Source organism: Bacteroides sp. M10 (assembly GCF_014334015.1).
In the GTDB taxonomy this organism is placed as follows: domain Bacteria; phylum Bacteroidota; class Bacteroidia; order Bacteroidales; family Bacteroidaceae; genus Bacteroides; species Bacteroides intestinigallinarum.
Map to the genome: position 1 here is coordinate 4451027 of NZ_CP060488.1, position 26768 is coordinate 4477794.

The 26768-nt window shown below is 37.1% G+C and carries 27 protein-coding genes and 1 pseudogene; 7 read left to right on the forward strand and 21 right to left on the reverse strand.

Going from position 1 to position 26768, the window contains the following annotated elements; all coding sequences use genetic code 11:
• Nucleotides 1–2: 2 nt before the first annotated feature.
• From H8796_RS15975 to H8796_RS15985, 3 genes are read right to left on the reverse strand one after another with little or no spacing between them, the layout of a single operon-like run.
• Complete coding sequence (locus H8796_RS15975) at nt 3–2684, reverse strand: hypothetical protein (RefSeq protein WP_187343829.1); 2682 nt, start codon at nt 2682–2684, stop codon at nt 3–5.
• Nucleotides 2674–3639 carry a hypothetical protein gene (locus H8796_RS15980; RefSeq protein WP_118299728.1) on the reverse strand — a complete coding sequence of 322 codons (966 nt, stop codon included), beginning with the start codon at nt 3637–3639 and terminating at the stop codon, nt 2674–2676. The genes H8796_RS15975 and H8796_RS15980 overlap by 11 nt, the downstream gene beginning before the upstream one ends.
• Complete coding sequence (locus tag H8796_RS15985) at nt 3636–8567, reverse strand: tape measure protein (RefSeq protein ID WP_118299729.1); 4932 nt, start codon at nt 8565–8567, stop codon at nt 3636–3638. Before H8796_RS15985 ends, H8796_RS15980 begins: the two co-directional genes overlap by 4 nt.
• 207 nt (nt 8568–8774) lie before the next feature.
• On the opposite strand from H8796_RS15985, the gene H8796_RS15990 reads away from it, so the two are divergent.
• Nucleotides 8775–9185 carry a hypothetical protein gene (locus H8796_RS15990; RefSeq protein WP_055167973.1) on the forward strand — a complete coding sequence of 137 codons (411 nt, stop codon included), beginning with the start codon at nt 8775–8777 and terminating at the stop codon, nt 9183–9185.
• Between the two features lie 47 nt (nt 9186–9232).
• Here the strand turns inward: H8796_RS15990 and H8796_RS15995 are convergent, their stop codons facing one another.
• Nucleotides 9233–9679, reverse strand: coding sequence for a hypothetical protein (locus H8796_RS15995; protein ID WP_055167975.1), 447 nt, complete (start codon nt 9677–9679; stop codon nt 9233–9235).
• On the reverse strand, nt 9679–10503 hold the full coding sequence (locus tag H8796_RS16000; RefSeq protein ID WP_118299730.1) for a hypothetical protein: 825 nt from the start codon (nt 10501–10503) through the stop codon (nt 9679–9681). The genes H8796_RS15995 and H8796_RS16000 overlap by 1 nt, the downstream gene beginning before the upstream one ends.
• A 1238-nt stretch (nt 10504–11741) precedes the next feature.
• Here H8796_RS16000 and H8796_RS16005 point away from each other — a divergent pair.
• From H8796_RS16005 to H8796_RS16030, 6 genes are all read left to right on the forward strand, one after another.
• Nucleotides 11742–12155 carry a hypothetical protein gene (locus tag H8796_RS16005; protein ID WP_118299731.1) on the forward strand — a complete coding sequence of 138 codons (414 nt, stop codon included), beginning with the start codon at nt 11742–11744 and terminating at the stop codon, nt 12153–12155.
• 68 nt (nt 12156–12223) lie between these two features.
• A complete protein-coding gene (locus H8796_RS16010; protein ID WP_134856068.1) occupies nt 12224–12646 on the forward strand; it encodes a hypothetical protein in 423 nt (140 codons plus the stop codon).
• Nucleotides 12647–12771: 125 nt separating this feature from the next.
• Nucleotides 12772–13533, forward strand: coding sequence for an abortive infection system antitoxin AbiGi family protein (locus H8796_RS16015; RefSeq protein ID WP_118299733.1), 762 nt, complete (start codon nt 12772–12774; stop codon nt 13531–13533).
• An 82-nt stretch (nt 13534–13615) separates the two neighbouring features.
• Nucleotides 13616–14587 (forward strand): putative phage abortive infection protein, encoded by a 972-nt coding sequence (locus tag H8796_RS16020; RefSeq protein ID WP_118299734.1) that lies wholly within the window; start codon nt 13616–13618, stop codon nt 14585–14587.
• A 66-nt stretch (nt 14588–14653) separates the two neighbouring features.
• Nucleotides 14654–15343 carry a DUF2971 domain-containing protein gene (locus H8796_RS16025; protein ID WP_118299735.1) on the forward strand — a complete coding sequence of 230 codons (690 nt, stop codon included), beginning with the start codon at nt 14654–14656 and terminating at the stop codon, nt 15341–15343.
• A 27-nt stretch (nt 15344–15370) separates the two neighbouring features.
• A complete protein-coding gene (locus H8796_RS16030; RefSeq protein ID WP_118299736.1) occupies nt 15371–16111 on the forward strand; it encodes a hypothetical protein in 741 nt (246 codons plus the stop codon).
• A gap of 37 nt (nt 16112–16148) precedes the next feature.
• Here H8796_RS16030 and H8796_RS16035 read toward each other — a convergent pair whose 3' ends face one another.
• The 16 genes and pseudogenes from H8796_RS16035 to H8796_RS25445 form a co-directional block, all read right to left on the reverse strand.
• Nucleotides 16149–16853: a hypothetical protein gene (locus H8796_RS16035; protein WP_118299737.1), complete on the reverse strand. Its 705-nt coding sequence runs from the start codon at nt 16851–16853 to the stop codon at nt 16149–16151.
• A 54-nt stretch (nt 16854–16907) separates the two neighbouring features.
• Entirely contained in the window at nt 16908–17375 is a 468-nt protein-coding gene (locus tag H8796_RS16040; protein ID WP_118299738.1) for a hypothetical protein, read from the reverse strand.
• Between the two features lie 6 nt (nt 17376–17381).
• Nucleotides 17382–17783: a hypothetical protein gene (locus tag H8796_RS16045; RefSeq protein WP_118299739.1), complete on the reverse strand. Its 402-nt coding sequence runs from the start codon at nt 17781–17783 to the stop codon at nt 17382–17384.
• Nucleotides 17780–18241: a hypothetical protein gene (locus H8796_RS16050; RefSeq protein ID WP_118299740.1), complete on the reverse strand. Its 462-nt coding sequence runs from the start codon at nt 18239–18241 to the stop codon at nt 17780–17782. Before H8796_RS16050 ends, H8796_RS16045 begins: the two co-directional genes overlap by 4 nt.
• A complete protein-coding gene (locus H8796_RS16055) occupies nt 18232–18552 on the reverse strand; it encodes a hypothetical protein (RefSeq protein ID WP_118299741.1) in 321 nt (106 codons plus the stop codon). The genes H8796_RS16050 and H8796_RS16055 overlap by 10 nt, the downstream gene beginning before the upstream one ends.
• Nucleotides 18549–18875 (reverse strand): DUF6706 family protein, encoded by a 327-nt coding sequence (locus H8796_RS16060; RefSeq protein WP_055167998.1) that lies wholly within the window; start codon nt 18873–18875, stop codon nt 18549–18551. Before H8796_RS16060 ends, H8796_RS16055 begins: the two co-directional genes overlap by 4 nt.
• A 399-nt stretch (nt 18876–19274) precedes the next feature.
• Nucleotides 19275–19604, reverse strand: a complete 330-nt coding sequence (locus H8796_RS16065) for a hypothetical protein (protein WP_118299743.1) — start codon at nt 19602–19604, stop codon at nt 19275–19277.
• On the reverse strand, nt 19601–20677 hold the full coding sequence (locus H8796_RS16070) for a major capsid protein (RefSeq protein WP_118299744.1): 1077 nt from the start codon (nt 20675–20677) through the stop codon (nt 19601–19603). The genes H8796_RS16065 and H8796_RS16070 overlap by 4 nt, the downstream gene beginning before the upstream one ends.
• On the reverse strand, nt 20677–21081 hold the full coding sequence (locus H8796_RS16075) for a hypothetical protein (RefSeq protein WP_055168006.1): 405 nt from the start codon (nt 21079–21081) through the stop codon (nt 20677–20679). The genes H8796_RS16070 and H8796_RS16075 overlap by 1 nt, the downstream gene beginning before the upstream one ends.
• Nucleotides 21082–21091: 10 nt before the next feature.
• A complete protein-coding gene (locus H8796_RS16080; protein ID WP_118496667.1) occupies nt 21092–21766 on the reverse strand; it encodes a hypothetical protein in 675 nt (224 codons plus the stop codon).
• 252 nt (nt 21767–22018) lie between these two features.
• Nucleotides 22019–23002 (reverse strand): DUF4062 domain-containing protein, encoded by a 984-nt coding sequence (locus H8796_RS16085; RefSeq protein WP_118299746.1) that lies wholly within the window; start codon nt 23000–23002, stop codon nt 22019–22021.
• Nucleotides 23003–23053: 51 nt separating this feature from the next.
• Nucleotides 23054–23230, reverse strand: a complete 177-nt coding sequence (locus H8796_RS16090; protein ID WP_118299747.1) for an XRE family transcriptional regulator — start codon at nt 23228–23230, stop codon at nt 23054–23056.
• Nucleotides 23230–23532: a helix-turn-helix domain-containing protein gene (locus H8796_RS16095; protein ID WP_055168012.1), complete on the reverse strand. Its 303-nt coding sequence runs from the start codon at nt 23530–23532 to the stop codon at nt 23230–23232. The genes H8796_RS16090 and H8796_RS16095 overlap by 1 nt, the downstream gene beginning before the upstream one ends.
• On the reverse strand, nt 23504–23845 hold the full coding sequence (locus H8796_RS16100; RefSeq protein ID WP_055168014.1) for a type II toxin-antitoxin system RelE/ParE family toxin: 342 nt from the start codon (nt 23843–23845) through the stop codon (nt 23504–23506). Before H8796_RS16100 ends, H8796_RS16095 begins: the two co-directional genes overlap by 29 nt.
• 213 nt (nt 23846–24058) lie before the next feature.
• Nucleotides 24059–25459 (reverse strand): phage portal protein, encoded by a 1401-nt coding sequence (locus tag H8796_RS16105; RefSeq protein WP_055168039.1) that lies wholly within the window; start codon nt 25457–25459, stop codon nt 24059–24061.
• Nucleotides 25460–25470: 11 nt separating this feature from the next.
• Nucleotides 25471–26664, reverse strand: a pseudogene (locus H8796_RS25445) (PBSX family phage terminase large subunit); the annotation flags it as partial.
• Nucleotides 26665–26768 lie beyond the last annotated feature (104 nt).

The following is a 26768-nucleotide window of genomic DNA, read 5'->3' on the forward strand; positions in this document are numbered from 1 at the left end:
AGTTATTTCCAACGCCCGATCGCAAACCAGTCCCATGATTCTTGTGATAATCCAGTAGTACCCCCACTTGCATAATTTCTATTCAAATAAAATCTACTAACTGTTTTATTTATTGCCAAAGGAGATGATGAATATACGGCGGAGTCACTACTAGGCTTATATACAGTTGCAAATATTTTATATTCAGTATTATAAAAAGATGTAGGCATAGTCACACTATACGAAGCTGTAGATGAACCTCCAACTCTGCCCCATTGTACAAGTAATCCATTATTGAATTTTGCATAACCGTTCAAGGATAGGTTTACGCTCATTGCGTTCGATAGATCAGCTAAAGCATACGTAGTCCCGAGAGAACTTAGTAAAGTTTTCTCCGCATCCGTCATGAATTTTCTTGTAGTACTTTCTTCAATCATTGATGCTGGATGAGAAGCCGGATGAGAGTAATTATTAGCTCCGGAGGCTATTCCGCTAAGTTTTGTACGTTCTGCATCCGTCATAAAACGATGAGTCGAATCTTCTTCAACGTCCGTCGCTGTATGTTTATGAGAACTTGCAGCATAACTACCCTTGGGTTGGTATGCTGAATCGTGGTTGTGATTTCCTGCCGCCTTACTATTCCAAGTAGATCTTTCCGAATCTGTGACAAATCTATGTGTAGAATCGTCCGTAATGTCAGTTGCTGCATGTTTATGAGAAGACGGTGCATAGCTACCTTTAGGTTGATATACTGAATCGTGATTATGGTTTCCCGCAGCTTTACTGTTCCAAGTGCTTTTTTCTGCATCAGTAACAAAGCGGTGAGTACTATCCGGAGTAATATCCGTTGCTTCGTGTTTATGCGAACTCGCTGCATAACTTCCTGCTGGCTGATAGACCCCTGTATGAGTATGATTCGACGGGGACGCACCAACCTCGGAAGCTGTATAAGATGGTTTACTTGCAGCTTTCGCCCATGCAGGCACATCGCTTGCTGGCATAGAAGTTGGAAAATCACTTATTTCAGACTTCTTATGAGTATGCGCTTTAGGTGTACGTGCGTCACTTAGTCGACTATCATTTCCTTGGCAAACAGTTCCGGAAGTTGTGCCAAAGTTCTTATTGAAAGCTGTATTTTTTGAGAATACAGGTTCGTATATTCCTGCATGGTTATGTGTATCCAAAGCTGCTTTCAAAACCTTCCCTTGTTCGGCAGAAAGGACCTTGCCAGTACCACCACTTGTTAGGTTGTTGACAATATCGGAAACGTTGATTTTCTTCCCTAACTCTGTTGCCATGGTAGCGGCGAAGTTCGGATCATTATTAAGGGCATTAGCCAATTCAATAAGCGTGTCGAGGGCTTCCGGTGCTCCAGCTACAAGTGCATCCACTGCATCTTTTACTTTAGCATCAACTCCAGAAACTGCGTTATTGGCGGCCTGTGCTGCCGCATTTGCGCTATCTGTGGCAGCTTTAGCAAGAGCTGTTTGCGCTACTGATGCGTTTTTGGCTGTATTAGCATCATCAGTAGCTTTTTTCGCTAAAGCTGTTTGGGCTTCCGATGCAACTTTGGCAGCGTTAGCCTCTTCTGTTGCTTGGTGGGTTTCTTCTTTGGCAGCATTAATACTTATAATTGCTGCGTTAGCGTCATTAGTAGCTTTCTTTGCAAGAGCAGTCTGTTCAACTGATGCGTTTTTGGCAGCATTTGCATCATTCGTAGCTTTTTTTACAAGTTCTAGTTGTGCGGTAGCATCTCCTGTAGCAGATGTCATTTCTTGTATAATACCGCTATACTCTGACTTACGTTGGGATTCGGCTTCTACACGTTCTGTTTCAGCAGAGACACGCCTAGTCTCATTTGAGGAACGAGTATCTTCTGCAGCTTTGCGGGTATCTTCATTTTGCTTTCTTTTATTTTCTTCGGATACCCGGGCTGTCTCCGCTGATTTACGTTCTGTTTCAGCGGACTTTCTTTTGTTTTCTTCTGATACTCGGGCTGTCTCCGCTGATTTACGGTCTGTTTCAGCAGATACGCGTTCAGATTCGACAGTAACGCGATTATCTTCGGCTGTCACACGTGCAGTTTCATTCGTTTCTCTCGTGGATTCGGCTTCTTTTCGTTCATCTTCGGCTGTTACGCGATCTGTTTCAGCTGTAGAACGTGTTGTTTCAGCCGCTTTTCGTTTGTCTTCTTCCTTCACACGTTCCGATTCTGCAGAAGAACGTCCTGTTTCAGCGGTCTTACGTGCATCTTCATTACTTTTACGTGTTTGTTCATCTGACACTCGTTTATTTTCTGTTTCAACGCGGCTAAGTTCTGCAGATACACGTTGCCCTTCAGCGGTCGCACGAGCTGCTTCCTCTGCTTTACGGGTATTCTCATTTATGATACGTACTGATTCTGCAGCTGACCGGGCTTGTTCTTCATTTGAACGATTTCTTTCAGCATCGATACGAGTAGCTTCATTGCGTTGTCGAGTATCTTCATTCGCTTCTATTTGGGTTCGGGAATCATCGGCCGTCTTTGCTGCGTCATTGGCCTTCTTTGTTGCTGCAACTACGTCATCATAGGCTTTCTTTATGAATTCAAGACTAACTTTTACACTTGTTTGTACGCCATTCACCATTTTAACGCCAATAGTGTACAATCCTACCATGCTATCAGCAAGCGTTAATTCGCTGATTTTTTTCTTTTTAATTGGCATAATTTTTTAAGTCAATATAAAATATTCCATCTTCTGTTATGATAAATTCTCCTGCTTCGGATGCAAGCAGGAAGTCTGTTTCTCCAATCCGGAAACTAGTAAATACAAGTTTCAAGGTAAATTCCCACCATACCCCATTATTAAGAAGAAAATTGTTTGTCTGGCAACTCTTATAATAGCAAGGATAGCTTTCACTCCACTCATCACAATAAAATATACGTTCCGCATCGGAATACTCATATCCTTCATTATCTGTCTTAGCAGACAGTTTTGTGAGATCATAGAGTAGGGCATCGCGATTACGCCAGAACGTTTCAATCGTCCCGGCCCGCATCAGGCATTTGAGAGATACTTCTTTGGTTTGGAATTTCACAACTTCACCGTCATAGATTGCTCCATCTTGACGTTTGAAATTCTGTAATAGGTTCTTTTTTACCGTCGGAGCCTTTAGTATTTCAGCATTGCTACCTTGCAATACGACTACGCCATAATCGGATAAGTCTTTGTTATCAATCTCGTAACCTTTAGGCATTGGAAGCTCATTTACGGGCTCCTGGTATTCGTAATCGACTTCTCGGGGGAAGTCGTTACTAAAAATAAATTTAGCAACTTCAAGGCTCGGATTAATAACATAGTTGCTTTGGGAAGACAGACGTAACTTATAACTCCTGCCGATTAAGGGAAAGTAAAATTCATGATAACTCAAGTCAGAAAGTATATCAATCAGTCCACCAATACCCAAACTGCCTATATATGCAAACTCAATGCTTACTTCAGCTGTATTAAGAGTTGGTGTAGTCAGATCAAACTCCTTCCCGTCTTCTTCCGGCCAGTCGTTTTTGTCCGGCTCTTTCATAGCTGGAAATGCTACAAGATTATTGTAACTTCCCCTTGTAACACATATACCCAATCTGGTATAAGCATCTGTTCTGTCTATTAGTAATTGCCCTTTCATCGCTTAAGTGTTATCCCTTTAGTGTTAAGTGAATCAATTCCTAATTTCATAGAATACATGAATTGTCTAATGTCAACAAGATTTGCTGTATACCCTTCAATGTTAGAAAGATGGGCTACGATTATATCATGTCCTCTAACCATGTCGCTCATGTTCTTGTCCATGCTGGTAAGGAATGATAGTTTTTCGGCAATCTTCGCTGTATCCGACTGGATCACTTTCACACCACTGTTGATTTCGTAGGTATGTCCCTGAATGACTGTAAAGCGTCCGTTAAGTTCATCAACAGAATCTTGTGAAGCCGTTGCAACACCCTTCTTTGAAGCTTCACGTGATGATTCAGAACCAGAGCTACCTACTATTTTCTCCCAAGCTTCGCGGTCTGATAATGCACCGTTTACAATGTTATCCCATTTCGTTTTTAAATCATTGACATCATCTGTTGTTATACCTCCTTCCTTATCATTTGCCTTGGCAAAATCCTTATACCAGTTTTCTAACTCTGTTTCATAGTTTTTGGCAAACATTGAAGTAAAAATCGCTTTTCTCATGTATTCTTCGAAATTATCAGCAAAGTCCTGAGAAGAAGCATCCATATCCATAAGAGTATTTACAAAACTATCAAATAGGCTATCAAAAGAAGTCTGGGTTAGTTGTTCATTGATAGATTTAATGATTTCATTTTCGGTATCCCCATACTCAATAATATCATCCAAATACCCCCTGAAATCACCATCCATTTTTGACCATAACCCAGAATAATTGGTTTTTATCCATTCCAACTGTTCTGCTGACATATCAAGCATACTCCACATGCTACTGAAGTCAACACCGCCAAGGGATTTAGATATATCGCCAGCCACATCTTTCCAGTTAGTACCGTTGTAATCATAAGAACCTTTCCACATTCGATAATTCATAGAATGACTACCAGAACTTGCACCTGCATCCAAGCGCGAACTAGCTAGTTCCCTTGTTATTTTCCTCTCGGAATTTAATAAGTCCAATGCCTCTTGTCCGGCTTTTGTCGCTTCTATTCCGTAAGATTCTTTTATATATGCCTTTTTCTTATCTAGTAGCTGATCCCAGACATCTATCAAAGTGTCATACTGCTCAACAAGTTCGTTGTAGTCGTCATAATCAGCACTTTTCATGAAACTCATATCTAGTCCAGTTATGGATTCTGTGTCCCTCGCGAAAGCGTCGGTTACAGTACTTGATATGTTTTCGATAATATCCATACCATATTGAAAAGTACCCACTTCACCTGCAGCATCTATAATAGATAAGATAGCCGAAATGATTCCACCTATTTTGGTTCCTGAAGAGCTTAGGGCATCAACAAGGGCTCCAACTGTATTTCCAATATCAGACAAACTAACATTCTCTTTGCCGAGCTGCACGATGGCATTGGAGATAGCAGTAATATTACTGATTGCCTTGTCTTTAGACTTTTCTACATTTGCCTGTGCATTAGCTTGATTTTGTTCTGCTGCGTTCTTTTTCTTCTTCGCTTTCTCTATAGCAACTTCATCGCCTGATTTCAATGCCTTTTCCAACTCCTCCTGTGCCTCTTTTACTTTATATACAGTGCCTTCATATTCAGTAAGAGAGTCCGTCAATCCTCCAAAGAAACCACCTTTATCAACCAATGCTGTATTTATGTTATTCAAAGCTTCTTCTATCACTTTGATCTGTTCCGGGGTGGAGGTTTTGAACTCAGGAGACCTTTTAAATTCTTGCAACTGTTTCTTTACCTGCTGTAATTGTTTCTTGGTAACTTTACTCATATCACCAAAGATCATCCCCCAATTTATATCCTCTTTGAGCTTACTTAGATCAAGGTTTGCTAATGCTTCATCCCATTCTTTTTGAATTACCCCCTTTCCACCGAATGTTGTTTCTTTATCCATAGCAGCACGGTACTTCTTGTCTATGGCTTCTTTCTTTTGGGAGAACGTACCATATTTCAATAAATATTCATTCATGGCGTCCTCTCGTTTCTGCCATTCATCGATACCTTGTTTAGTTTTGGTGTTCTCAATCACTTCATCATACTTAGAAGTATTAACCTTAACGGTAGAATCGTTGAAGGTTTGTTTTTTATATCCCTTGATTCGTTTTGCTTTCAATTCCTCTTCAGCATCGAACTTTTCTTTCTCCGCTTGGATATAGGCACGGATATAATCTTCCTTTTGGCGTTGGAGGGCTTGGATTTCTTTCTTGTTGTTGAGTTCTCTTTGAGAATATTCTTTGAGGAAGCCGTCAGACATGGCGTCAATCTTGGATTGGGAAAGTTGAGTTTCCATGTCCTCTTGTTGGCGTTGACGCTCTAACCCTTGCTTATCGAGAAGAAGTTTGTATTTCTCTGTTTCTTTACGGAGTTTTTCAGCTTGGTTTTCTTCTTTTGTAAGTTTACTTCCGGTCAGACCACCAAGTTTTTTATACGTCTTTTCAGCCGTTTCTTCCCGTTTTTTTGCTTCTTCATATTGTTTTGAAGTGAACTTGGACTTATCTTTTTCTATCTCAGATAAAGCTTTTTTGGCTTCATCCCATTCTTTCTTGGCTTTTTCATAATCTACTTTGTAGGTAGTCTTACTCCGTGAGTCGTATTCGGATTGAAGGATAGCTATCCTATTAGCTAATTCACTCTCCGTAGTTGAGCCTTTCATTGAGCCAATTCCTACATTTAAAGAATACCGTTTATTGTTTTTTCGAGCTTGTTGGAGTCGTTTCATCTCCTCAAGTTCTGTTTTAATTTGAATATCTGTGGATTTCTTTAAATCAAGTTGCCATTGTGCTAGCTCATCAGAACGAACATCTTCCTGATACAAGTCTCTTGACGGTTTTGCGAGTTCCAATTTTCTTCTTAAAGAAGATTCTGTTTCTCCTTTGTATTTTTCAGCCAATTCGAACTCTTTCTTAGATAGTCTATTTTTGCGATAATAAGGATTTTCACCTAACTTCTTCCATAGTGATAACATCTTCTCATATTCTTCAATCCTCGCTGTAGAGTCACTAAGATTCTTTTTATTTGTCTCTACCTTATTTTTAGTAACTTCCTCATTATACTCTTTCCATAATCCGATAAGGTCTTTAATATGCCCTTTTTCGTCTATGTATTTTTGAAACAGAGAAGGATACTCTTTTTTTATGGCCTCTATAGCCTTCACTCTGTTCATGGAAGAGGTATATTCGTTTTGAATGGTTGCTATTAAGTTCTCTAACCTGGATTTATGTTCTTCTTCTTTCTGTAAAGAATCTGCTTTTGTCTTGTTGTATTTCTTTTGAGCCCTTTCCGCTGCAGTAGTAGAATCATGTAAAGCCCACATTGCGGTTGCTGCGCCAACAATTAAGGTTGCAGCCAAAACATAAGGATTTGCTTTCATTGCAGCATTCAAGGCTAGTTGAGCTACGGTCTGCGCTTTAGTTGCAATAGTCTGTATTCCTTTGGCGACTGCATCAGCTCGTGCAGCTACTGTCCAGCTATGAGTTAATGCAATGTTCGTGATAAGAGCAGTTTTATACACCCCATAGGTGGCAATCATTCCTACAAGCACTTTACCTATAGTTTCATAGTTTTCTATCAGGGAAGTAGTCAATTGAATACCAGACATAATAATACCTTCCGACTTTTGCCCCATCTCATTGAAAGCATTATCCATAGCATCTTGCATCATTGAAAGCTGACCGTTGATAGTCTTAGAGGCGTTTTCGGACATTCCAAAGAACTTGCCACCGGCAGAAGTAGCATCAATAAACGCCTGCTGTACCATTTCAGCGGAGATAGCCCCCTTGGACATTTCATCTTTCAATGTAGCAATAGACTTTCCTGTCTTTTCGGAAATGGTTTGCAGTGGATTAAATCCGGCATTGATCATTTGGTTAAGGTCTTGTCCCATCAGCTTGCCAGCAGCGGACATTTGGGAGAAAGCTAAGGTAAGAGAATTGAACTTATTGGATTCCCCCATGGAAATATCACTAATGGCTTTCAAGTACTTGATAGTGTCCTCTGCTTGAATATTGAAACCCAGCATCATTTTTTCAGCACCTACCATATCAGTCAAAGTAAGAGGCGATATTTTTGCCAATTCTTTAATTTGGGGGATGATTTGACTAGCAACATCTTTTCCAACCATTGTTTCAATTGCTGTCTGCATAGACTGAAACTCACCACGCACTCGGATTATTTCAGAGCCTAATTTCTTCAGAGCTGCAACGCCTCCAATAACACCTAACAATTTCCCGAAAGACAGAGACATCTTTTCATTTGCGTTTACCACTGTTTCTGTTTCTTTCTGATATAGCTTTTGTTCGTCTTTTAATTTACGCACTGACAAACGGGCTTGCGCTTGTTGAGTTTGAAGTTCGAACAATGCGCTCTTTTCCTCCTGTAATGCACTTTTTGCACCTTTAAAATCAGCAAACAAAGCATTTTTCTTAGTTGTGCCTTCTCCTGCTTTTTTATATGCTTCGCCAAGTGTCCGAACATCATGTTCAATATCCTTTATCAAAACCTTCTGTTTGATGATTTTTTCAGTTAAGGTATTGACAGCCTGTGCCCCCTCATAAACCTGTTCTTTCAAGACATTACCAATATTGACATTGCCTGAAACATCGCTGAAAGTAGAGCCTAACTTGCCATTGCCAACACTCGCAATTCTCTGGTTTAATCGCTCAATATGCTTTTCAAGTCCATCAATTTGCCTTTGAAATGATGAAATACCCTGCACTTCATTAGGGAAGTTCTTCATTATTTGTTGCACACGTTCAAGACTTTTCAACGAAATCTTTTCAAATGCTGCATCAATCCTCCGCCCTTGAATTTCAGCCGAATTTCCAAGTTCTACAAAAGCCTTTTGAGACTCACGAATTTTTCGCATTACTTCTTCATTGTTGTATGTCGCATCGAAATGTAAGTTTCCCATATACTCTATTTTATTAATCAAAAATCAACAACCTTTCAAACTTGTTTCAACACAAAGACTTCAACGAAAGATTCGAGATAAAAGTAGACAAATGTGATGTAAAAAGAACTTTTCAAATAGTTTGATATGCAACAAGACAAAGATTGTTGTGAAATAATTGGGAGTAATTAGATTTCTTGGTAGTTTTGCAAGAAAAAAAGTAAGAACATGAATAAAATAACATTTCTATTACTATGTATTGCTCTGCTATGGGGTTGCTCTACAAATCATAATATTGACTCTGCTATAAAAGATATATACGGTTCAAATGTGCCATCCAAAGAAGAGGATGGGGCTTATATTTATGTCTTAAACTATCTTGAAAAAGAAAATAAACAAGACGCAGATTTAGCAAAACTAAAGGATAAAATAGATAAATACACAAATTCTTTATCCGAGAATGTAGGAAACGATGTTTCTTCTAAATCAGATGCTAATACATCTGCAACATGTAAAGACGATTGTTTAAGTGACTTCTATAAATGGGAAACTCCATCTATTCGTGTTGTGCTTATTTCACGCAAGTGTATAGACAATAACGGTAGAGACATTACAATTATAATAACCAATAAAGGGTGATTCACTCACCCCTTACACTTAAAAGCATCTGTGCTGATACAAATTAACTACTTATCTTTAACTTTGAAAGTTATTAAATCAAATAGTGCAATTCCTAAATCATATATTACTTCAAGATAATATATAAATGCAGCGATTACAAAAGAGTCAGAAACAATATTTATCACTGATTCTTCAATGATATTTTTATTCTTAAGAAAGGCGCATAAAGTTTGAATTACGAACAAGCATACCAAAACAACTATTTGCATAATTAATCCATGCTTCAATTCATTAAAAGTTGCCGTAGAATGAATATCCATCTTTTCTTTTATCCTGTTTATTTCTGAAATAATAAGGGTACTTGTAGGTATGTTAATTGCTAGAATTGTGGTAAGTAATGATATAATATTTGAAGAGAATCCTTTTATAAACTCTCTATCACCATTATTTGCCAAATAACTCAATAATGATGCGATTGCTAAGTATGCTATTATTTTTATAGCTCTATTCATCAAACTATACTCTTTAAAATGTCTTTTATATCATTTGGATTTCCTATTATTTGTAGTTCATCCAATTCTATTTCCTTAGTAGTATGACCTGTTCTTATTTTCCTCCTAAATCCTTTGAGTCCAATAGCAACTTCTGATCCACAATCAGCTGCACCATTATTCAACTCTTGAATATCCTTATCGTTTTCATCGATATATAGAGTTTTATCTTTTTCAGCTTCAAATTCAAGCGTAGTTGTAGAACTCCTTGTTCGTGCACTTGCATTTTTCAGCATTTCAGGAATCAACGACCTTACTCTAGGTAAATTAGGATAATCAAATTTAAACTTAATACTTGTGATTTGATCTGAATTCGCATTTACAATATCCCAAAACTCACTTCTACTATACTCCCTTCTAATAGAGATTTGCAGAAAAGCATCCTGTAATACTTGTCGCACAGAATTTGCAATAATACTAGCAACAACATTAGTGTCTGAAAAAGCTAATAAATCTTGCTGAATAGCCATTCGTTGTACTTCTCTATCATTATGTATAATTACATAAGCACTTGGCTCATTCAATTCTTCACTCACTTGAAAAGACTTTTCTATGATAATTTTTCTTGGATTAGATATCTGAAAAATAAAAAAATCATTTGTCTTAACTATGAAGTGAACGTTATGCTTTTTATTTCTGTATGCAAAGATAACATCTTTCAAAGCTTCAGCAAATTTAATATTCTTTTTCTCCATTGCTTTTTTAGCCTCCAAGTCAGGATCGCAAAATAAGGTACGTTCTTGATATATTGGTTTAAATTGGTATGTGTAAATATTGAAAATCATAGTACTTGATTTATATCATTATTTAATCGCGTTTCTTGAAATGTTTATACAATCACAAATAAACACACAATTATGAAGAAAATCAAGTTTTTACTATTTTTTTCTTTGATTCAAGCAACATTTTCTCAAAATACACTCAAATAGAACATGCGCACGTCAATCTAACGACGTGCGCATGTTGTTTAATTCCTACTGTTAAAAAGCTTATGTAAAATATCCATATCTTTGAAGTTTCCTTCAAGTAAGCATGACATATCCTTTCCTATGGAAATTAATTCAGCCTTATTATCTTTAAAATTATCAAGTGCCCTAATCTTTTCTATAATTAACTGGATGGTCTAAAGATGATAAAGAAGCAGTGATAGAAGGTATTTTTATTGGAGAAGTTAAAGCAATTGAAGACTGCACTAATTAGTTCAAATTCTCATAACATAATAAAAGTAATTAAAGCCGGATTTCTCCGGCTTTTACTTTACCTACCATAGTTCTACAAAGTCACCACGATGGTCGAATTGGAGAAAATTGTGGCTGAAATCAAAGAAAAGTAGGAAAATAGTTGATTAGTTAAATATTGTTTCTACATTTGTGTATTGTTTAATATTTAAAACACACGATTATGGAAAATTTTCTGTCCTCACTAGGGTTTGATGTAATCACAACAATAGTATCTGCATTTATTATATTTTTATGTCGTAATTTTATTATGATTACCCTAAGTTATATTATCAATTTGTTTTCTACCGATGATGTTAATATAAATGGAGTATGATATGGACGACCTATTGGAGATGATTACGAGGACCCTAATTACGAGGAGAAGATAATAATTCATCGACTAGGTAAGAATGTTATTGGAACAGTAGAAACGATAAATGGCATTTTTAAAAATAGAAAGTATTACTTTAAAGGCAAATTTTGCAATTTAACTTTTGTAGTCTGGTATAAATCAAAAGATAATAAAAACATGGAGATGGGAAACTACTCTCTTTGCTTCTTAAATTGTGGTAGTGAAATGGAGGGATATGTTACATATTATCGGGATGATAAGAAGGAGATGAAAGCGGCAAAATATATATTGAAGCGCAAAGGTTAGATTCTAATATTTAGTGAATATTTCATTTAACATAATGCAATTTAACGCAGTAGTGGGAGCTATCCGTATAGGAGACAATACTCATGTAGTGAATAGTAAAGAGGATATTAAGAAACTGGCTGAGAAACTTTAAAATTAGAAGAACATGAAAAATAATAAAAAAATAAAATATAAAAATAGATTTCGATGTCAATACCAGAAGGGCGATACATGCATAAGTGAGAATTTCAATAGCAATAATCCAATTTCTGCTCCAGATATTATATTGACATTATCAAAGTTAGCAGTAAAAGTTAAAGAGGAGATTAATTCAGAAGTCGGTGGAAGAGTTGCATTACAAGTACTCAAAATTCACGAATATTTCATTAAAACAGTAAATTTGCAAAAACACGGAAATAGAAAAAACAAGAGTTACTATTTTGACCCCAAAGCAAAAAATAAAACAGATAGGTCTGAAAGGGTCGATTTAGAGATTTTAGGTGATTATGGCTTAGATAACAAAACTCTTACGCTCTCAACTTACATAAAAAGATATAGACAAATTAAAGGATGGGAATAATATTTTAACAGTCCACCCAACGCCTGCAAAGGCCTGCCAATCAATATATGTCCAATAAAGATGATACTATGACAAATGAAGAAATAGAGGAAAGCTTGAAAGAGGCTGATGAAATGATTAATAACTTCAAAGAACAAGAAAAGCAAGGATTACGGGATATTCTCCGGTATTATGATAGAATACATGATAAACTTTTCTCCTTCAACAATATGCTAATTGCTGGATATTTCGTAATTATAGCTATGCCAAATTCTCAGACAAATCCATGGTGGATTTTACTACCCATTTTTAATATGCTAAATTTGGTCTTTGTTGATTACGAAATGATGGAGAAAAGCCGTTTTGAAAGTGCAATAATGAGCAAATCACAGAAAGAGATACAAAATCATGGGAAAAGGATTAGCAAAACAACATGGCGTTCTTTGTTTACCATTATTTCGACATTGATAGTCACATTTGTTTTTGTAATACAATTAATAAAGCTAACATAACAAAGCCACCACGATAGTCGAATTAGAAAAAATGTGGATGAAATCAAAGAAAAGTAGGGATAAATTTGCTTTTGTGTGGTTTTGTATGTTGATTTGTAGAAGTATTAACACATAAAAGCACGATTATGAGTGTACTCAGCGCAAATACTTTGTTTCATTTCACAAAAAGTAAAGAGAATCTTACGAGCATATTAAAAAGTAATTTCCGACCAAATTATTGTAATGAAAGGGCTTACTTTACAGATGAATACCCCAATTGGAATATTCCTATGGTATGTTTTTGTGATATTCCTTTATCCCAAATAAAAGAACACACATCATGGTATGGGGAATACGCCATAGGGATAACAAAAAAATGGGCTATTCAGAATAATGTTAATCCAATACTATATATTAATGATAATATTGAACTGATTAATACTTTAAAAGAAAACCTCAAATTTTTGCTTGATTTAAGAGATAAAGAAAACTGTATAAATAGTAACATACAGCCATATATTACCAATCTTTTTTATCAATGTGCTTATATCAAACCTTATGAAGGAGAACAATATAACCACAAGCAAAAACAGGTAAAGACTAAACGTTTTTATGATGAAAGAGAGTGGAGGTACATTCCATCAAGAGCTAAATTTTCCGAACCCAATTCTATGTTTCGTTTTGGTAATGATTCATTTATTAAAGGTGGATTTAATAGCTATATCACAGATGATTTAGGATTGAGTTTTGAACCTAAATACATAAACTATATAATAGTATCAAAAGAAAAGGAAATATTAGAAATTAAAAGAGAAATCGAAATGATCAAAGGTGAATACTCTCGGAATGATGTTGAATTACTTACTACCCGTATTATTTCAATGGAACGAATAAAAGAAGATTTTTAATATAATGCAAAACACTGTCACCTGCCCCAACTGTGGGAAGAAGTTTAAGATGAAGGAATAATACAATAAAAGTAAAAATACTATGAAACGATTTAGAATACCTTTAATATTGTTAGGCATATTAGTTTTATATTGTTTAGCAATGTACTTCTCAAAAGATGTTGCAACATGGATATATGGAGAAGTTCCAACAGATTGCAACAACGACACCCTCACAAGAACTGGACAATTTGGAGATAGTGCAGGGGCGATAAATGCACTATTCTCAGCGCTAGCTTTCTTTGGTGTTCTTTGGGCCTTAATAATCCAAAGGCAAGATTCTAAAATTACTCGTTTTGAAAACACCTTTTTTCAGATGTTAAGCTTACAACAAGAAATAGTTAAAGACTTATATTTCTCTTACGAAAAAGATGCAATAACGAGAATAGACGGTGACATTTCAGGACCAACTACACAAGAATCAAAAGAACAACGATCAATAATTGGACGAGAGCTCTTTAGGTATGCTTTTGAAGAAGCTAAACAGCGCTTGTATTTTGACGATACCTGGCATTCCTATAAAGGTATGAAAGGATTAATCTATGCAAAAGGAAAAGAGATTTACGAGAATTCATATATCGTTCCATATTTTGACCACTATTTTAGACACTTATACCGAATAATTAAATTTGTCGATGAAACAGATTTATTGCCTAACAACACTGAAATACGTTACAAATATACTAGTATAGTAAGAGCGCAATTATCAAGGTATGAGTTAATATGGATATTCTATAATTGCTTATCGGGTAATGGAATAACGAAATTCAAACGTCTTGTCGAAAACTACTCTCTATTAAAAAATATCCGCATTGAATTATTAGCTACTTCAGAAGATAGAGAACTTTATAACAAAAAATGCGAAGAGAACTATATTGAGCAAACAACAGATTTCAGCAAAGAGTACAAAAGAATAGCTTTTGTTCCAGAAGAACAACCTAAGAAAAAATACAGATATATATTACCTTTCATTTTGGACATTAATATACGAATATATCGCACACTGAAAAAGTAACAAACTCACCAAACGCCCGCACCCAGTTTGCCGACCAGTGCGAGCGTTCAATAAAACACTAATACTATGAAATTATATAAATATAGAGCTGATATATATAGAGATTTGTTGACTCTTGTCAATAATCAAATATATGCGCCAACCGTACAGAATCTTAACGATCCAGCTGAAACTATGGTCAATGATAGTAAGATATATGAAGTTTTTAACCTCATAGAGAAAAGTGGACTTCCTATAAATATAGCAAAAGATAATTATGCAAAGATAATAGCACAAGCTAGAACTAAATTGGGAATATTCTCTTTAAGCAAAACAGTCTTTAATGAATTACTATGGGCATATTACGCTAATGGACACAAAGGTTTTTGTATTGAATATGATTTTGAACAGCTACAAAAATCTTTTCCAGATGGACTCTTGCAAAGTACTTTTGAAGTTCAATATAATAATGATACCCCAGAATTTTCAATAAATAGTATAATTAATTATTTAGAAAATGATGCACAATTTGTAAAATGCATAATTGCTACTAAATCAATGGCATGGGAACGTGAAGAAGAAATTAGAATAACTTTATATTCCTCTGGCTTATTTGAAATATCACCCGAATCTGTCACTGGGATATATTTTGGTCTTCGAATGGCTGAATCCGACAAAGAACTGGTAAAAAACTCTTTGAAAGGTCGAAATATAAAGTATTATCAAATGAAGCTAAAGCCTAATAGCTATCTATTAGAAGCTGAATTAATTAAATAGAGTACTAAAATTAAGATGGAGGAATGAATGATGAATATTGGAATTTTGATAATAGGTATAATCCTGATAATAGGAGAGTTAGTTTTAGGCTTAATCTTATTATTTGGACAATCATATGTAAAAAAGAAAGGAGAACATGTTGCAGATAAAGAAGATTCGCGTGGAATTGCATATGAGCAAGAAAAAGGAAAGCAATTGGCTACACAAGAAGATCTCAAAAAAGTTACTGAACTTATTGAAAACATCAAATCAGAGATTAGAGATATTTCATACAAAAAGCAAGACAAATTTATCCAATTCAAGGAAGCAGTAATTGATTTTAATCTTAGCGTTCGATTGTTGGTTGAATACAATATTAAAGATATTTCTGTCACAAACACGATCTCCCCTAGTTCTGAAAAAATAAGGAATAAGCTTAGCGATTTACAATTTAGATTTGGGGAATCATCACACCTATTAGGAAAAATATCCATTTACTCTGAAAAAGATGACGAAGAATGGGTTGCAAAGATGCACCAAACATTTAATAAAATCCTCCCTCTATATAAGCTAACTATAACTATGCTAGATTCATGCGCATTATGTGCTGATAATATTTTGAAATTTAGAAATGAGAATGTTGATAGCATACATATATACAATGATTACAATAACATAATAAATCAATTCGTTCCGAAGCGAAATGAGATAGAAAAAGATGCCCACAATGCCATCAATGAAATAGAAGCACTGACAAAAGAAAAACTCAATATAAAATACAACTCGTAGACAAAAAATAAGAAGCCGGATTTCTCCGGCTTCTTATTTACTCTCTAATCATCTCCCTGACTAGTTCCCTATTTCTCGGATCATCTGCATTTATCACTTCTCCTGCACCTTTTCCAAGTAGTTTTCGTTCATCCTCACTCAAATAAATAGTAGTGATAGCATCAGCCATGAGCATCTTTAAATTGGCATAGCTGATTCCCCATACGACATAATCCATCGTCCATCCGTAACGCTGACAGGCAAAGTCTATCAATGTTCCATAGGTACTATTGCCCCCGAAAGTAATACTATTATTATCTTTCTTAACTGCAGCTATTCTGTTACGCTCTAAGCGTTCTTTATCTATCCCGAAGAACTTGATAAACTCTTCTGTATTATCTCCGGATAGAACGATTGTAAACATGGTAGCAAGCTCCTCCACTTCCAATTCTGAAAACTCTTTTGTCCGCGCCTCTATCTTAACACTATCAAAGACATCCTCCTTCCGGTTGAACGTAAAGTTAGACAGTATTCGGCAAACGACCTCTTTCTTTTCAGTACATAATCGAATGGCTTCCAAATATGGATTAGTAGATACCAATCTAGCATCAGCTCCCAAACTCTTGAACAATCCTGCAAGGTGATAAGTCATCCCCAACGTAGGAGGATATAGGTAAAATTGCTGACTACCAATATTGAAACCAATAGGTCTCTCAATGATGGTATCAGCAATGTTCATTTCAAGCAATTCTTTATCTTTCATAATGCTGAATAATTAAAGAGTGCTGTTGAAAGCACTCTTTTAAAAACAATATTCTCAACCCTCTGGAGCAGTAGGTGCTGTATATGGTTTTACTTGATTACCCGTAGCTGGTTTCAAGACATCAGCCGTATACTTCCACTTCTTACCTTCAGCCGTGTCAAATGTATCTTCTACTGACACAGTAGAGCGTTCAATCAAGAACCCTTCACATTCAGGATTCTCCGGTGTCAAACGGAAAGCATACTCATCTGCGACTACCCCATCTTCGTCTTCAATAGGCTTAGTACGTCCTTTAGCAGCACGAATTTCGAACTCAAACGTATAAGTGTTCTTTGCATACTTAACAGCTTCATTCTCACCGCCTTCGACTTTAGCTTCTTTCTTCTCACCTTTGGTAGGTGTCAACTTTGTAGAGTTTTCTACCGGATCATACGGTAACTTAGTCCATGTCGTAGGTGCAGCGCCATCAGCACCGCACTTACCGAATTCAATTGAGGGTTTACCCCATGATAATTGTGCCATAATCTTTTATTCGTTAGATATTTGAATTAATAATTTATTATTGATGAAGTGCTCGTCTTTACCGCTCACTTCTAATACACGCTGTTTGGAGCCTTTGGAATCAACCCGAAAGCCAGCACCTCGGCAATTAAACAGAAGTTCATAAGACATCTTGCAAAGCTCGCGCAATCGGATGGTATTCTCTTCTGCTTGACCGTCCCGGATATAATCAGGAACATATATATTCACGTTAACAAAAGCCTTTTGCATCTGACCACTACCGTTGTCGAGAATGGAAATGACAATATCCTCTTTATCAGAGCTGGTAGGGCGTTTTGTTTTCTTCAACTTCCCGGTAACAGCTTTTTCTAAAGAAGAGCCTTTTATAACCGCATAAATCGCGTCCTTTATTTCTATATCCGATTTCATTTCGCAACTTGATTTCTAAGTTTCTCCATCACATTGTAAAATTCTGCATGTGCTAATAGTTCAGCAGATGCAAGAACAGATTTATTGTCTCTGGCTTCTACAAGTTCGGCATAGTTCATTCCAGCAACAACGATAAGAGCATAACCGTTTGAATACTTCTTCGCACGTTCTTCAGCCAAAGCCTTTCCCGCCCTTGAACCTTCCGAGCCATGAAGTACAGTTCCAAAATCAGAGCTTTTAACAATACGACCATGAGCGACAACCACATAACCTACAGAACTTCTTAGATTACCAGTTTGATTGAACCAGCTTTCTTCTTGTGCTCTATCTCTAGCTTCAGCGACACACATATCACCCAAATTTGAGAGAGCCTGAATAGCTATTTTATCTACCCGTTCAGTTTCTGCTTTAATCAAAGCGTCAATTTCACTCATTGATGTAGTAATTCTTATAGCCATAACTTTGCATTTAGTTGCCCTCTGTGGAATCCTTGAACCTGCTTTTCAGCTACAATAGCCCCATTATTCAGAAGTCGGATAATATCGCCACATTTGAACTCTCTACAGTCCTGATTCAAATAGACTACATACTGATACACATAAGTCTTCCCATCTTCGAAGGCTATTGTATTGGCTTTCCCGTTCGGTTCATATCGGCAGGGAATGCTACCTTCAAATGAAGATGTACCGGGATGATAATCACCGTTATTATCTTCGTAACCTCCAGTGTTTACTTGGTATTGCAATATATGAGGTCTGAACTGTATCATAAATAATCTGCTATATCAAGTACTTTAATCCTATTCCCTAACGCATTGGGTAAATCATACTCACGGCATAATACTGTATAGTAATCCTTAATTCCCTGGATATTCCAAGACATAGAGAAACCACTTTCGCTGATTGAAGTGGCACGGAGTAGGAGAGAGGGGATGAACTTTGCGATAGCCACCGACACCCGCATGCGGTTATCCTCATTCATTTCATCCTCTCCGCTTATCTTCGAGTTCAGACACATATCCAAAAGGTCAGCCTCCGACAAGTTAATGCCGAAGGTTTGGAACTTTTGTTTTATGTAGTCTCTTGCTTTCATGTTAATATGGTGTAATCAGTCGGCTATAGGAAGTATTACTATAATGCGTGCAATACTTTGACCTGTATAGATATCGGAACGGACATTTAGGCACTACGGTTGGTTTGTTCTCAATGGTTATAATTTCAATACTGCATAGAGGTGGAGCGATATTTATCGCAAGAACGTTCATCGGAGCAATAGAAATGACACCAGCTTGAACAGTAGGCGTATCAACAAAGCTAATAGGCGCATCTACAGACTTAGACGGGATTGATTCACTGAAACTGGACGCTTGCACACCTAGAGATGTAAACAGCATCATAAACGAGCAAAACAGAAAACAAATAAACTTTTTCATCTTTTCTTGATTTATAAATTATACATTTGTCAGGGTGTAGTCTCCCACACCCTGACCTTTTACTCAATACCAAGAGCAATTTTTAGTTTGGAATTTGCTTCTTCGTCAAGTTCGGCAACCTTATCAAGAAGAGTTTTCTCCCCCATGTTTCCAGTCACTTGAACACCGATACCCTTCAACGCATCAACCAAACCCTTTTTCTCAAATTCCTTTTCAAAGAGGGAGATTTTAACCTCTTTCTTTTCTTCGGGAACTTCGACCCGTTTAGCGAGTTTGCGACTTTCCAAGTCCTGTACACGGGCTTCATCCTTGATGTCAAAGGAATCTCCACAGTTATATAACCGATGAGTGAATTTATCGCGGAAAACACTAGTCACTATTACTTTCATGCCTGTACAGTTTTAGAGTCCATACAATAAATTCTATCAACATTGTCGATTACAGGAACTACCATAGCCTGAGAAGAAGTAAATTCCTGAAGAGGATCGTTCTTCGCATACTTAGACAATAAAATGAAGTCATCAGCTTCCTGATAGACTACCCCGGCAACCGGTCTTGTCTTTTCTGCAAGTGTGGTCCATACCAAAGAGCCTAACTTTTCATCACAAGTAAATACGGCCGTACCATCCTTCCAGGGTTTGTGAGACTGGCGTACGCCATTAATCTCAGTCTTGATCTTGCGGTTAATACGATGGAGGGTAATACTAAACTTCTTCTTTAAAGTTTCAGTGGCAGAATCCAAGTCCAAGGCCGGAACAGAGGTGCCGACAAACTTATTGATAAAGGCCCATTGTTCTCTAGCCTGCTGATTGGTATAGAAAGCATTCAGCCAAGTATCATCAGCCCAAACGTCAGTAATGGTATTGCTGTCTTCGTCTGCCTTATCCATTACACGTTTGATATCATCCACAACTTTAGCATCTGCACTACTCCACAAAGCAGCAACACCAAACTGATTTTCATCCTTATACCCATAAGATAACCTAATCCCGGTTCCGTTATTTCTCGTTGATAGAGCAACACCAGTAGAAAGGCCGGACAAGAACATATCTTCAATACGCTCCCAAACACCTTCAAGACATCGTGGGGTATCAGCAAAGATTTTATTGATAATAAGATTCACTGAAAGTCCCTGTGCAATCATATTATCAATATCCTTCATCTGCTTTTCAGTCAGGTAAAGTTTCATTCCCAACTTGGGAATATCACCTGTGGCAGTGGAAAGAGAATCACGCTTTTTCAGCGGAAGTTCTGAATCTAAAGATACAACATCGGCAGCCACACGGCTGTAATCAGCTAATATGCTGGCCCACTTCCCATCAGCAGAGAAATCTGGATTAAGCAGATTTTTATACATATAAGTCTGCTTAGTCTTGTTTCTTTCATTTATCTTCTCAACAATGGATAACACCAACTGAGGAAAGAACTTTTGAGCGTACTCGAAATAAAATGATTTTTCCATTATGCTTCCTCGTCTTTTCTAAATTCAACCAAAGGCAACGCTGCTTTCAACGCATCCAAAATAGCATTGTAAGGGTACGGAGCTGCTGCCGGATTAACTCTACCTCGTGTCATGATTGCAGCAAAAGGTTTTGCAGTACGGATAGTACCTTTAATAATACCTGCATAGGAATATCCTTCAGGAAGTGCCGCAAATGCAGTTCCTTCTGCATTAAGGGGCATAGGTTTGTATGTCCCGGCACCATCAGTAATGGCAGGAACACCAGCCTTAATTACCTTCAATGGATAACCGGTCACATCCAAAGAACGCCCACCGTCAATACCGTCAAGGTATTTAGCAATAACGATGTTATCATTTCCTGTGATAATCTCGTTCGGTTCATTGTTTAGATTCACTTTTGTCATCTTTCAATTTTTAATGGATTAAAGAATTTGCAATGTCTGAAATCTGTTCCTTAGACGGTTTTCCGTCATCAAGGACGTGTCCCAGTCTATTGCTTGGTAAATTTGCCGTCTTTAGGTTTGTTGCGACTGTAGTAAGGTGTGAGTTGATTGCTGCTTCATCCGCTTCTGCAGAAATAGCAAACCCCTCTTTGATACGCCATTCGGGGATACCTAACTCTTTGGCTTTAGACAAAATCGTATTGGCTCTGGCAGACTCGGCTTTTTCCTTCTCAAGAGCTTCGTATTTTTCTTGCAAAGCCTTGAATTCCTTCTCGCGCTCGACCTCTTTCTTCGAGAACTCTTCGAAGCGTTTGTCCATCTCCTTTTGCCATTCCGGTTTGTCCTTGTTTTCAGCGGCTTTCTTGGCATCTTCCTCAGCTTTCTTTCTCTCGGCTTCTGCTTTCGCTTCGTCTTCGGTCTTTTTAGCGTCAGCTAATGCCTTTTCACGTGCTGTTGTTACTCGTTTGTCAATTCCGCTTTGAAGACCTGTCAAAAAATCTTTTTGAGCGGCAACGACAACACTAAGGTTTTCGTCAGTTACAAGTCCTATTGCTGCAAGTGCATTGGCGTGTCCCTGCAAAATTTCATCACTTAACCCAAGGGCTTTATACTCTTGTTTTAAAGCATTGAAAATCTTTTCTTTCATATTGTATAAATATTAATTTGTTAGAAGTTTAATTTGTGAAAGTAAAAATACCACCAATACAGATAATTAGTTAATATTTAGACATTCCATTCACAACAAGTTGACTATTGTTGTGAATACGGTATAAAAGTAGTGAGTAAGTGGGTGAAAGGGAGATTATTGGATGGTTAAGAATTTACTAAGAAGAGATTGTGAAGAAGTAGAATAAAAAAGGCGTGAAACCAATGGAATCACGCCTATACTTAGATAAAACTATTTATTTCTCCTTCGAACTCTTAATCTAACCATCTCTTTTCTTCCGTATGGAGTTAATATCCAATAGGAATACGGTCCATCAGTTTTTAACAAATCTGTTTCTATCAACCCGAGAGACATGAGTTGAATTAAGATTGTCTGAAAACATTCATCATCTATTGTATCAAAGCCACCTAAGTTTAATTTAGAATGCAATATTTCCATAATTTGCTCTTTAGACTTTGGTGTTAACAAACTATCAGATAAATACAGAAACAATTTGTTCCATGTTTCTTCAATAGTATAATACCCTACATTTAAACAGCTGCAATCAAACGGGTCTTCACTATGAAAATACGCTACATCAAATTTATCCTCACCATGTTCTAAATCCTCAATATCAACTGGTGCACTTGCATCTATTTCCTTAATCCTAGACAATAAATAATCTTTTTCTTTTTTAAGTTGAAGCAATTCTTTATTCGCTTCAGCAGAAGAAACTTCATCTGCTTTAACCCATCCTATACGAGGATGGATTTTTATCTCATTATTTAATCCTAACACTACTTGGGACGCCAATTCATCAGCATTACTCCAAAATTTACAAGACTTCTTTTTTACACATAATTTAAAATTTTCTAGCTTATAACGTTTAGATTGTTCTTGCTCTATTTTGGTGCCAGGCAAAGATTCGGGATTCTTATGCACAAACGAAATGACTGGAACTCCTTGCTCAATTGCATATTCAAACTCCTTTTGGGTATAGCTCTTCCCTGATTCTTCTTCAATAGAACCATAACGACCTGCAACTATAAGAACATAGTAGTCACACTCCCGAATGAGGCTCTTTATAACCTCCCATTGTGATGAATCAGAAGCATTAAAATATTCCATTCCGACAGGAAAACAATTCATTTGTAGAAGAGCCTCCATCACTTTTTTACGTTCTTCCTGTAAATCCTCGTATGTTGAGCTAACAAACACTTGATATTTCTTTTCCATAGTAATTTTATCGTAAATATAAATTTCAGTTACTTTTCTTATTTGTTGATTTCAGTTTTTTTTAATCGAATAATGTTCCTCTTCATACTCAATAACCAACTCAGATAGAATCCTTAACTCTATCAATCTCGGATCAGTCAATGGAGTTTCATCATCTGTCAAAGGAAGAAGTTCTTCTATTCTTTGACAGATTGCATCATGTTCTACCTCATTTTCTATCTTAGCCATCACATAGCTGGAGTTAACTCAACTGTCAATCCCAATGCGGAAGCGATACGATAAAAAGTAGAAACTTTTGGTTCCGTTCTTCCTGTTTCAACACGGGAAATATAAGACTTATTAGTTCCGATCTTTGCAGCAAGTTCCGCCTGTGTCATATTAGCTTTCTTTCTGGCTTCCTCAATTAGTTGACCTGTAAAGAAAGCATTAGCTCTATCCTCAGCAGCTTTACGCTCCGGGGTTCCTTCTTTGCCGAATGCGGCATCTAATTGCGCATCGACATCAAACATCTTTAGTTCTTTTTCGCTCATAATATTCTTTCTTTAATTTTAATGCTTTATCTATTTCTTTATCGGGCGTTTTCTGTGTTTTCTTCTGAAAGCCATTGAATAAAATCACAATCTGTCCTTCATCAAAACAGAAGAAAATCCGATAAATATTACTTTGCCACTCAATTCTTAACTCAAACAGGCCGTCTTTAATAGACTTCACATATTTAGCAGATAGCCTGTCTACGGTCTTTAACATGAGTAAACCGTATAATACCTTTTCTTGCGCACCTTTGTTCAAGGTGTCAAAAAAATCTTTATAGTAGTTTTCGTATGCTATTATCTTTCTGTTCATGTAGCAAAGATAGTAAAAGTTTATCAGTTGAGCAACTTTTGCGAGATGAATTTTAGCCAATAAACAAAAAATAACGGCAACTCTATCGAATCACCGCTATCCAAAAGAAGGCCTAACAGCCTTTACCTTTTTTCTTTGAACCTTTCTTCTTTCCCATGATTAAAATGTTCTATTTATCCTATTAGAAAATTATAACCCTCGTAATTTTTATGACTAAGATGTCGGCTGATGTTCTTTTTCACTGATTTTTTTCTTTTCTGCCGCTTCTCTTAGAATCTTTTCTACCTCTTCATCTGGCTTATCAGTTATACCCAAGAGCCTAACAGCGGTATTCAATGATATTATTCCATTGGAATAAGCACTACCAATAGATGACCACCGAGTTTGTCTGTCTTCTTCAAATGGTTCTTGAAACTCAAACGAGACAACCAACTCGTCAAGGAGCTTCGCTTTATCTGGATGAAGGAATTTCAATACTGATATAATAACCTTTACTTCTCGGTCAACCAAGATGTCATATATCTCAAGATTCTTCAACCGCTTGATATAGCCGATAATCAAAGCCCTCTTTATGGCTTCTCCCGAAAGAGTACCCATACCTTTCATTCCTTCAAAAGACATATCAGGGGTAAGGGAGTCTTCGAGGATAGATGATTTCAAATCTTTCTTCTCGGCTTCACGTGTTTCAGAAGAAAGAGGAGGGTCTATGTATTCAAACTTAGAATCTTTCCCATAGTACTGAATCAATGTACCTATTGCATCCGGATCTTTTAAGTTTTCGATAACATCTGCTGTAGCTGCTGCCATAGGATCAGAGAAATAGTTATTGATATCTCCGGTTTTAGAATCAAGCATTTCCTCTCTTTCTGCCCGATGTTGCACACCCATCCAAGCCTTTTCCTGCTGATAGAATATAATGTTTATCTTTCCAGTAGGGTTCTGGTAAGTCTCCACTTCCCATCCCACTGTTCCCTTTTTACAGTTGAAATAAAAGTCTTTAGTTTGAATATCCCAATGTTGCACGGACTTACCTGATGATTTAACGGAATACCCGAAAGCAAAGGCAACCAATGTGCCAAACTGGTCAAACAAAGGTCTTAGTTTATACCCTGTGGAGCGGGCCAGCACAACCACCTTGACTTCTGCCTGGTTACTTTCGTTCCTGTATAGATGATAAAGCTTTGCACTCTCTGTTTCCGCTCCGGCAAGCCTCTTTACTTTGCGCATGGTGACATTAAACCTCGTTTTATCAATGAAGTCAAGAAACATCTGATAAACATCATCATTGCCGTTTTTCTTTTCCCACTTAATCGGTTTACCAAGAAGAAAGAATAATTCTACTTCATTGATGAATTGCTGCCTGTTCCGGGGAAGCTTCTCGCTGATATACGGGTCTTTGTTCTTTCTGAACTTATTAGGACGCTTCATAACCTTGTGAAGTTCCGGCTTGTACTCACTTAAAGCGATATCCACTTCATCCTCCCTATTCTGCATCAGAGCGATGGCTGTACTAATATCACCATCCTTTATAAGTTGGAATATGTCTCTCTCAACACCCATTGAGTTAAGGGCCTTATTCCTGAATAGTGTTAATAATTCCTGTATATAATTCATAGTCTGTAAATTTACCAAATTCCTAATTCTTCTTTTGAAACTTTTTGTGACTTTATTATCTTACCAAGAAGCTCACCCAAAACCCAGTAACGAGCGGCATCTATTCCGTGATTATCATGGTCTTCCGGCTCGTTGATATAGTTTCCGTCTTTATCCTTTGCCCATACATATTTTCTATACTCTCTTTGTAAGTTATACGAACGTTTGGTTATGTATATTTCATACTCCTTCATCTTATCTATACCCGCTACAACAGAACCGGGGTATTTACTTACAGCATATATCCTCACACCTCCGTTATGAATCTCTTGAATGGTTCTTGGGTCTGCACTATCAGCTATAGTTTTTAATCCCCAAGGGCGTATAGATTTAACAATGTCGGATGACAGCAGTCCAGTTCGATAGTCTACTTCATCAAGATATAGGCGATTATCAATAACTCCACACCGAATTGCTGCCGTTGGATCATTGGTGAAACCAAAGTCAAGACCTAAACCGACTTTTTTGCATTCCTGCGGGAATTCGTCAATAATACCCCACTTCTTGAATACAGCACCCTCTGCCACGTCAGCCCAACGACCGATAACCACGTGAGCATACTTTTCAGGATTCTTCTCTTTCATTTCCTGCACTTCCCGAAGGAACTCAGGAGAAAGGTTCTCTAAGTTGTCAAAGTAGGTAGTGTGAATATGAAGTACATTCGGATGGGTAGAAACCTGAACTTGCACACCGTCAATCTCTACGAGCTTGTGAGTATTCTCGATGTACTTTTTATAAATGAAGTGATTAGAGTCGCAGGGGTTCATTATGATGATAATCCGGTTCTGAATCCCCTTTTTACGGATGGAGAGCATTATCTTATCAAATTCTTCTTCATTCGTCCACTCTTCCGCTTCATCACAGACGAAAGTAGTAATCCCCTGAATAGATTTTAGTTTTGCCGTCTGATTACCGGAAGAAGTCTTGATGCCTCGAAACATGATACGGCTATTAGTCATTTTATTGACTATATCCGTCTTGGTAGTCTTGAAATACTTAGTTGTTCCGTCTAGTTCTATCTTCTCCATCATTTCCGGGATGATAGACATACCAGCGGAAACCATCGTGTAACGGGTGTAGAGAACCTGATGCACTATCTTTTCGGCTTCCGTCATTTCAAAGGTCAGACGTTCAATGAAGGTGGAAGCATTGAAGGATTTCCCCGAATTATGTGTCACAGTGCCATCTGAGTGCAAATAGCGTTGATTTCCATCAAGACAGATACCACACCAATCGCCCATGCCAACTGACTCTATTGAAAGCTGAGATA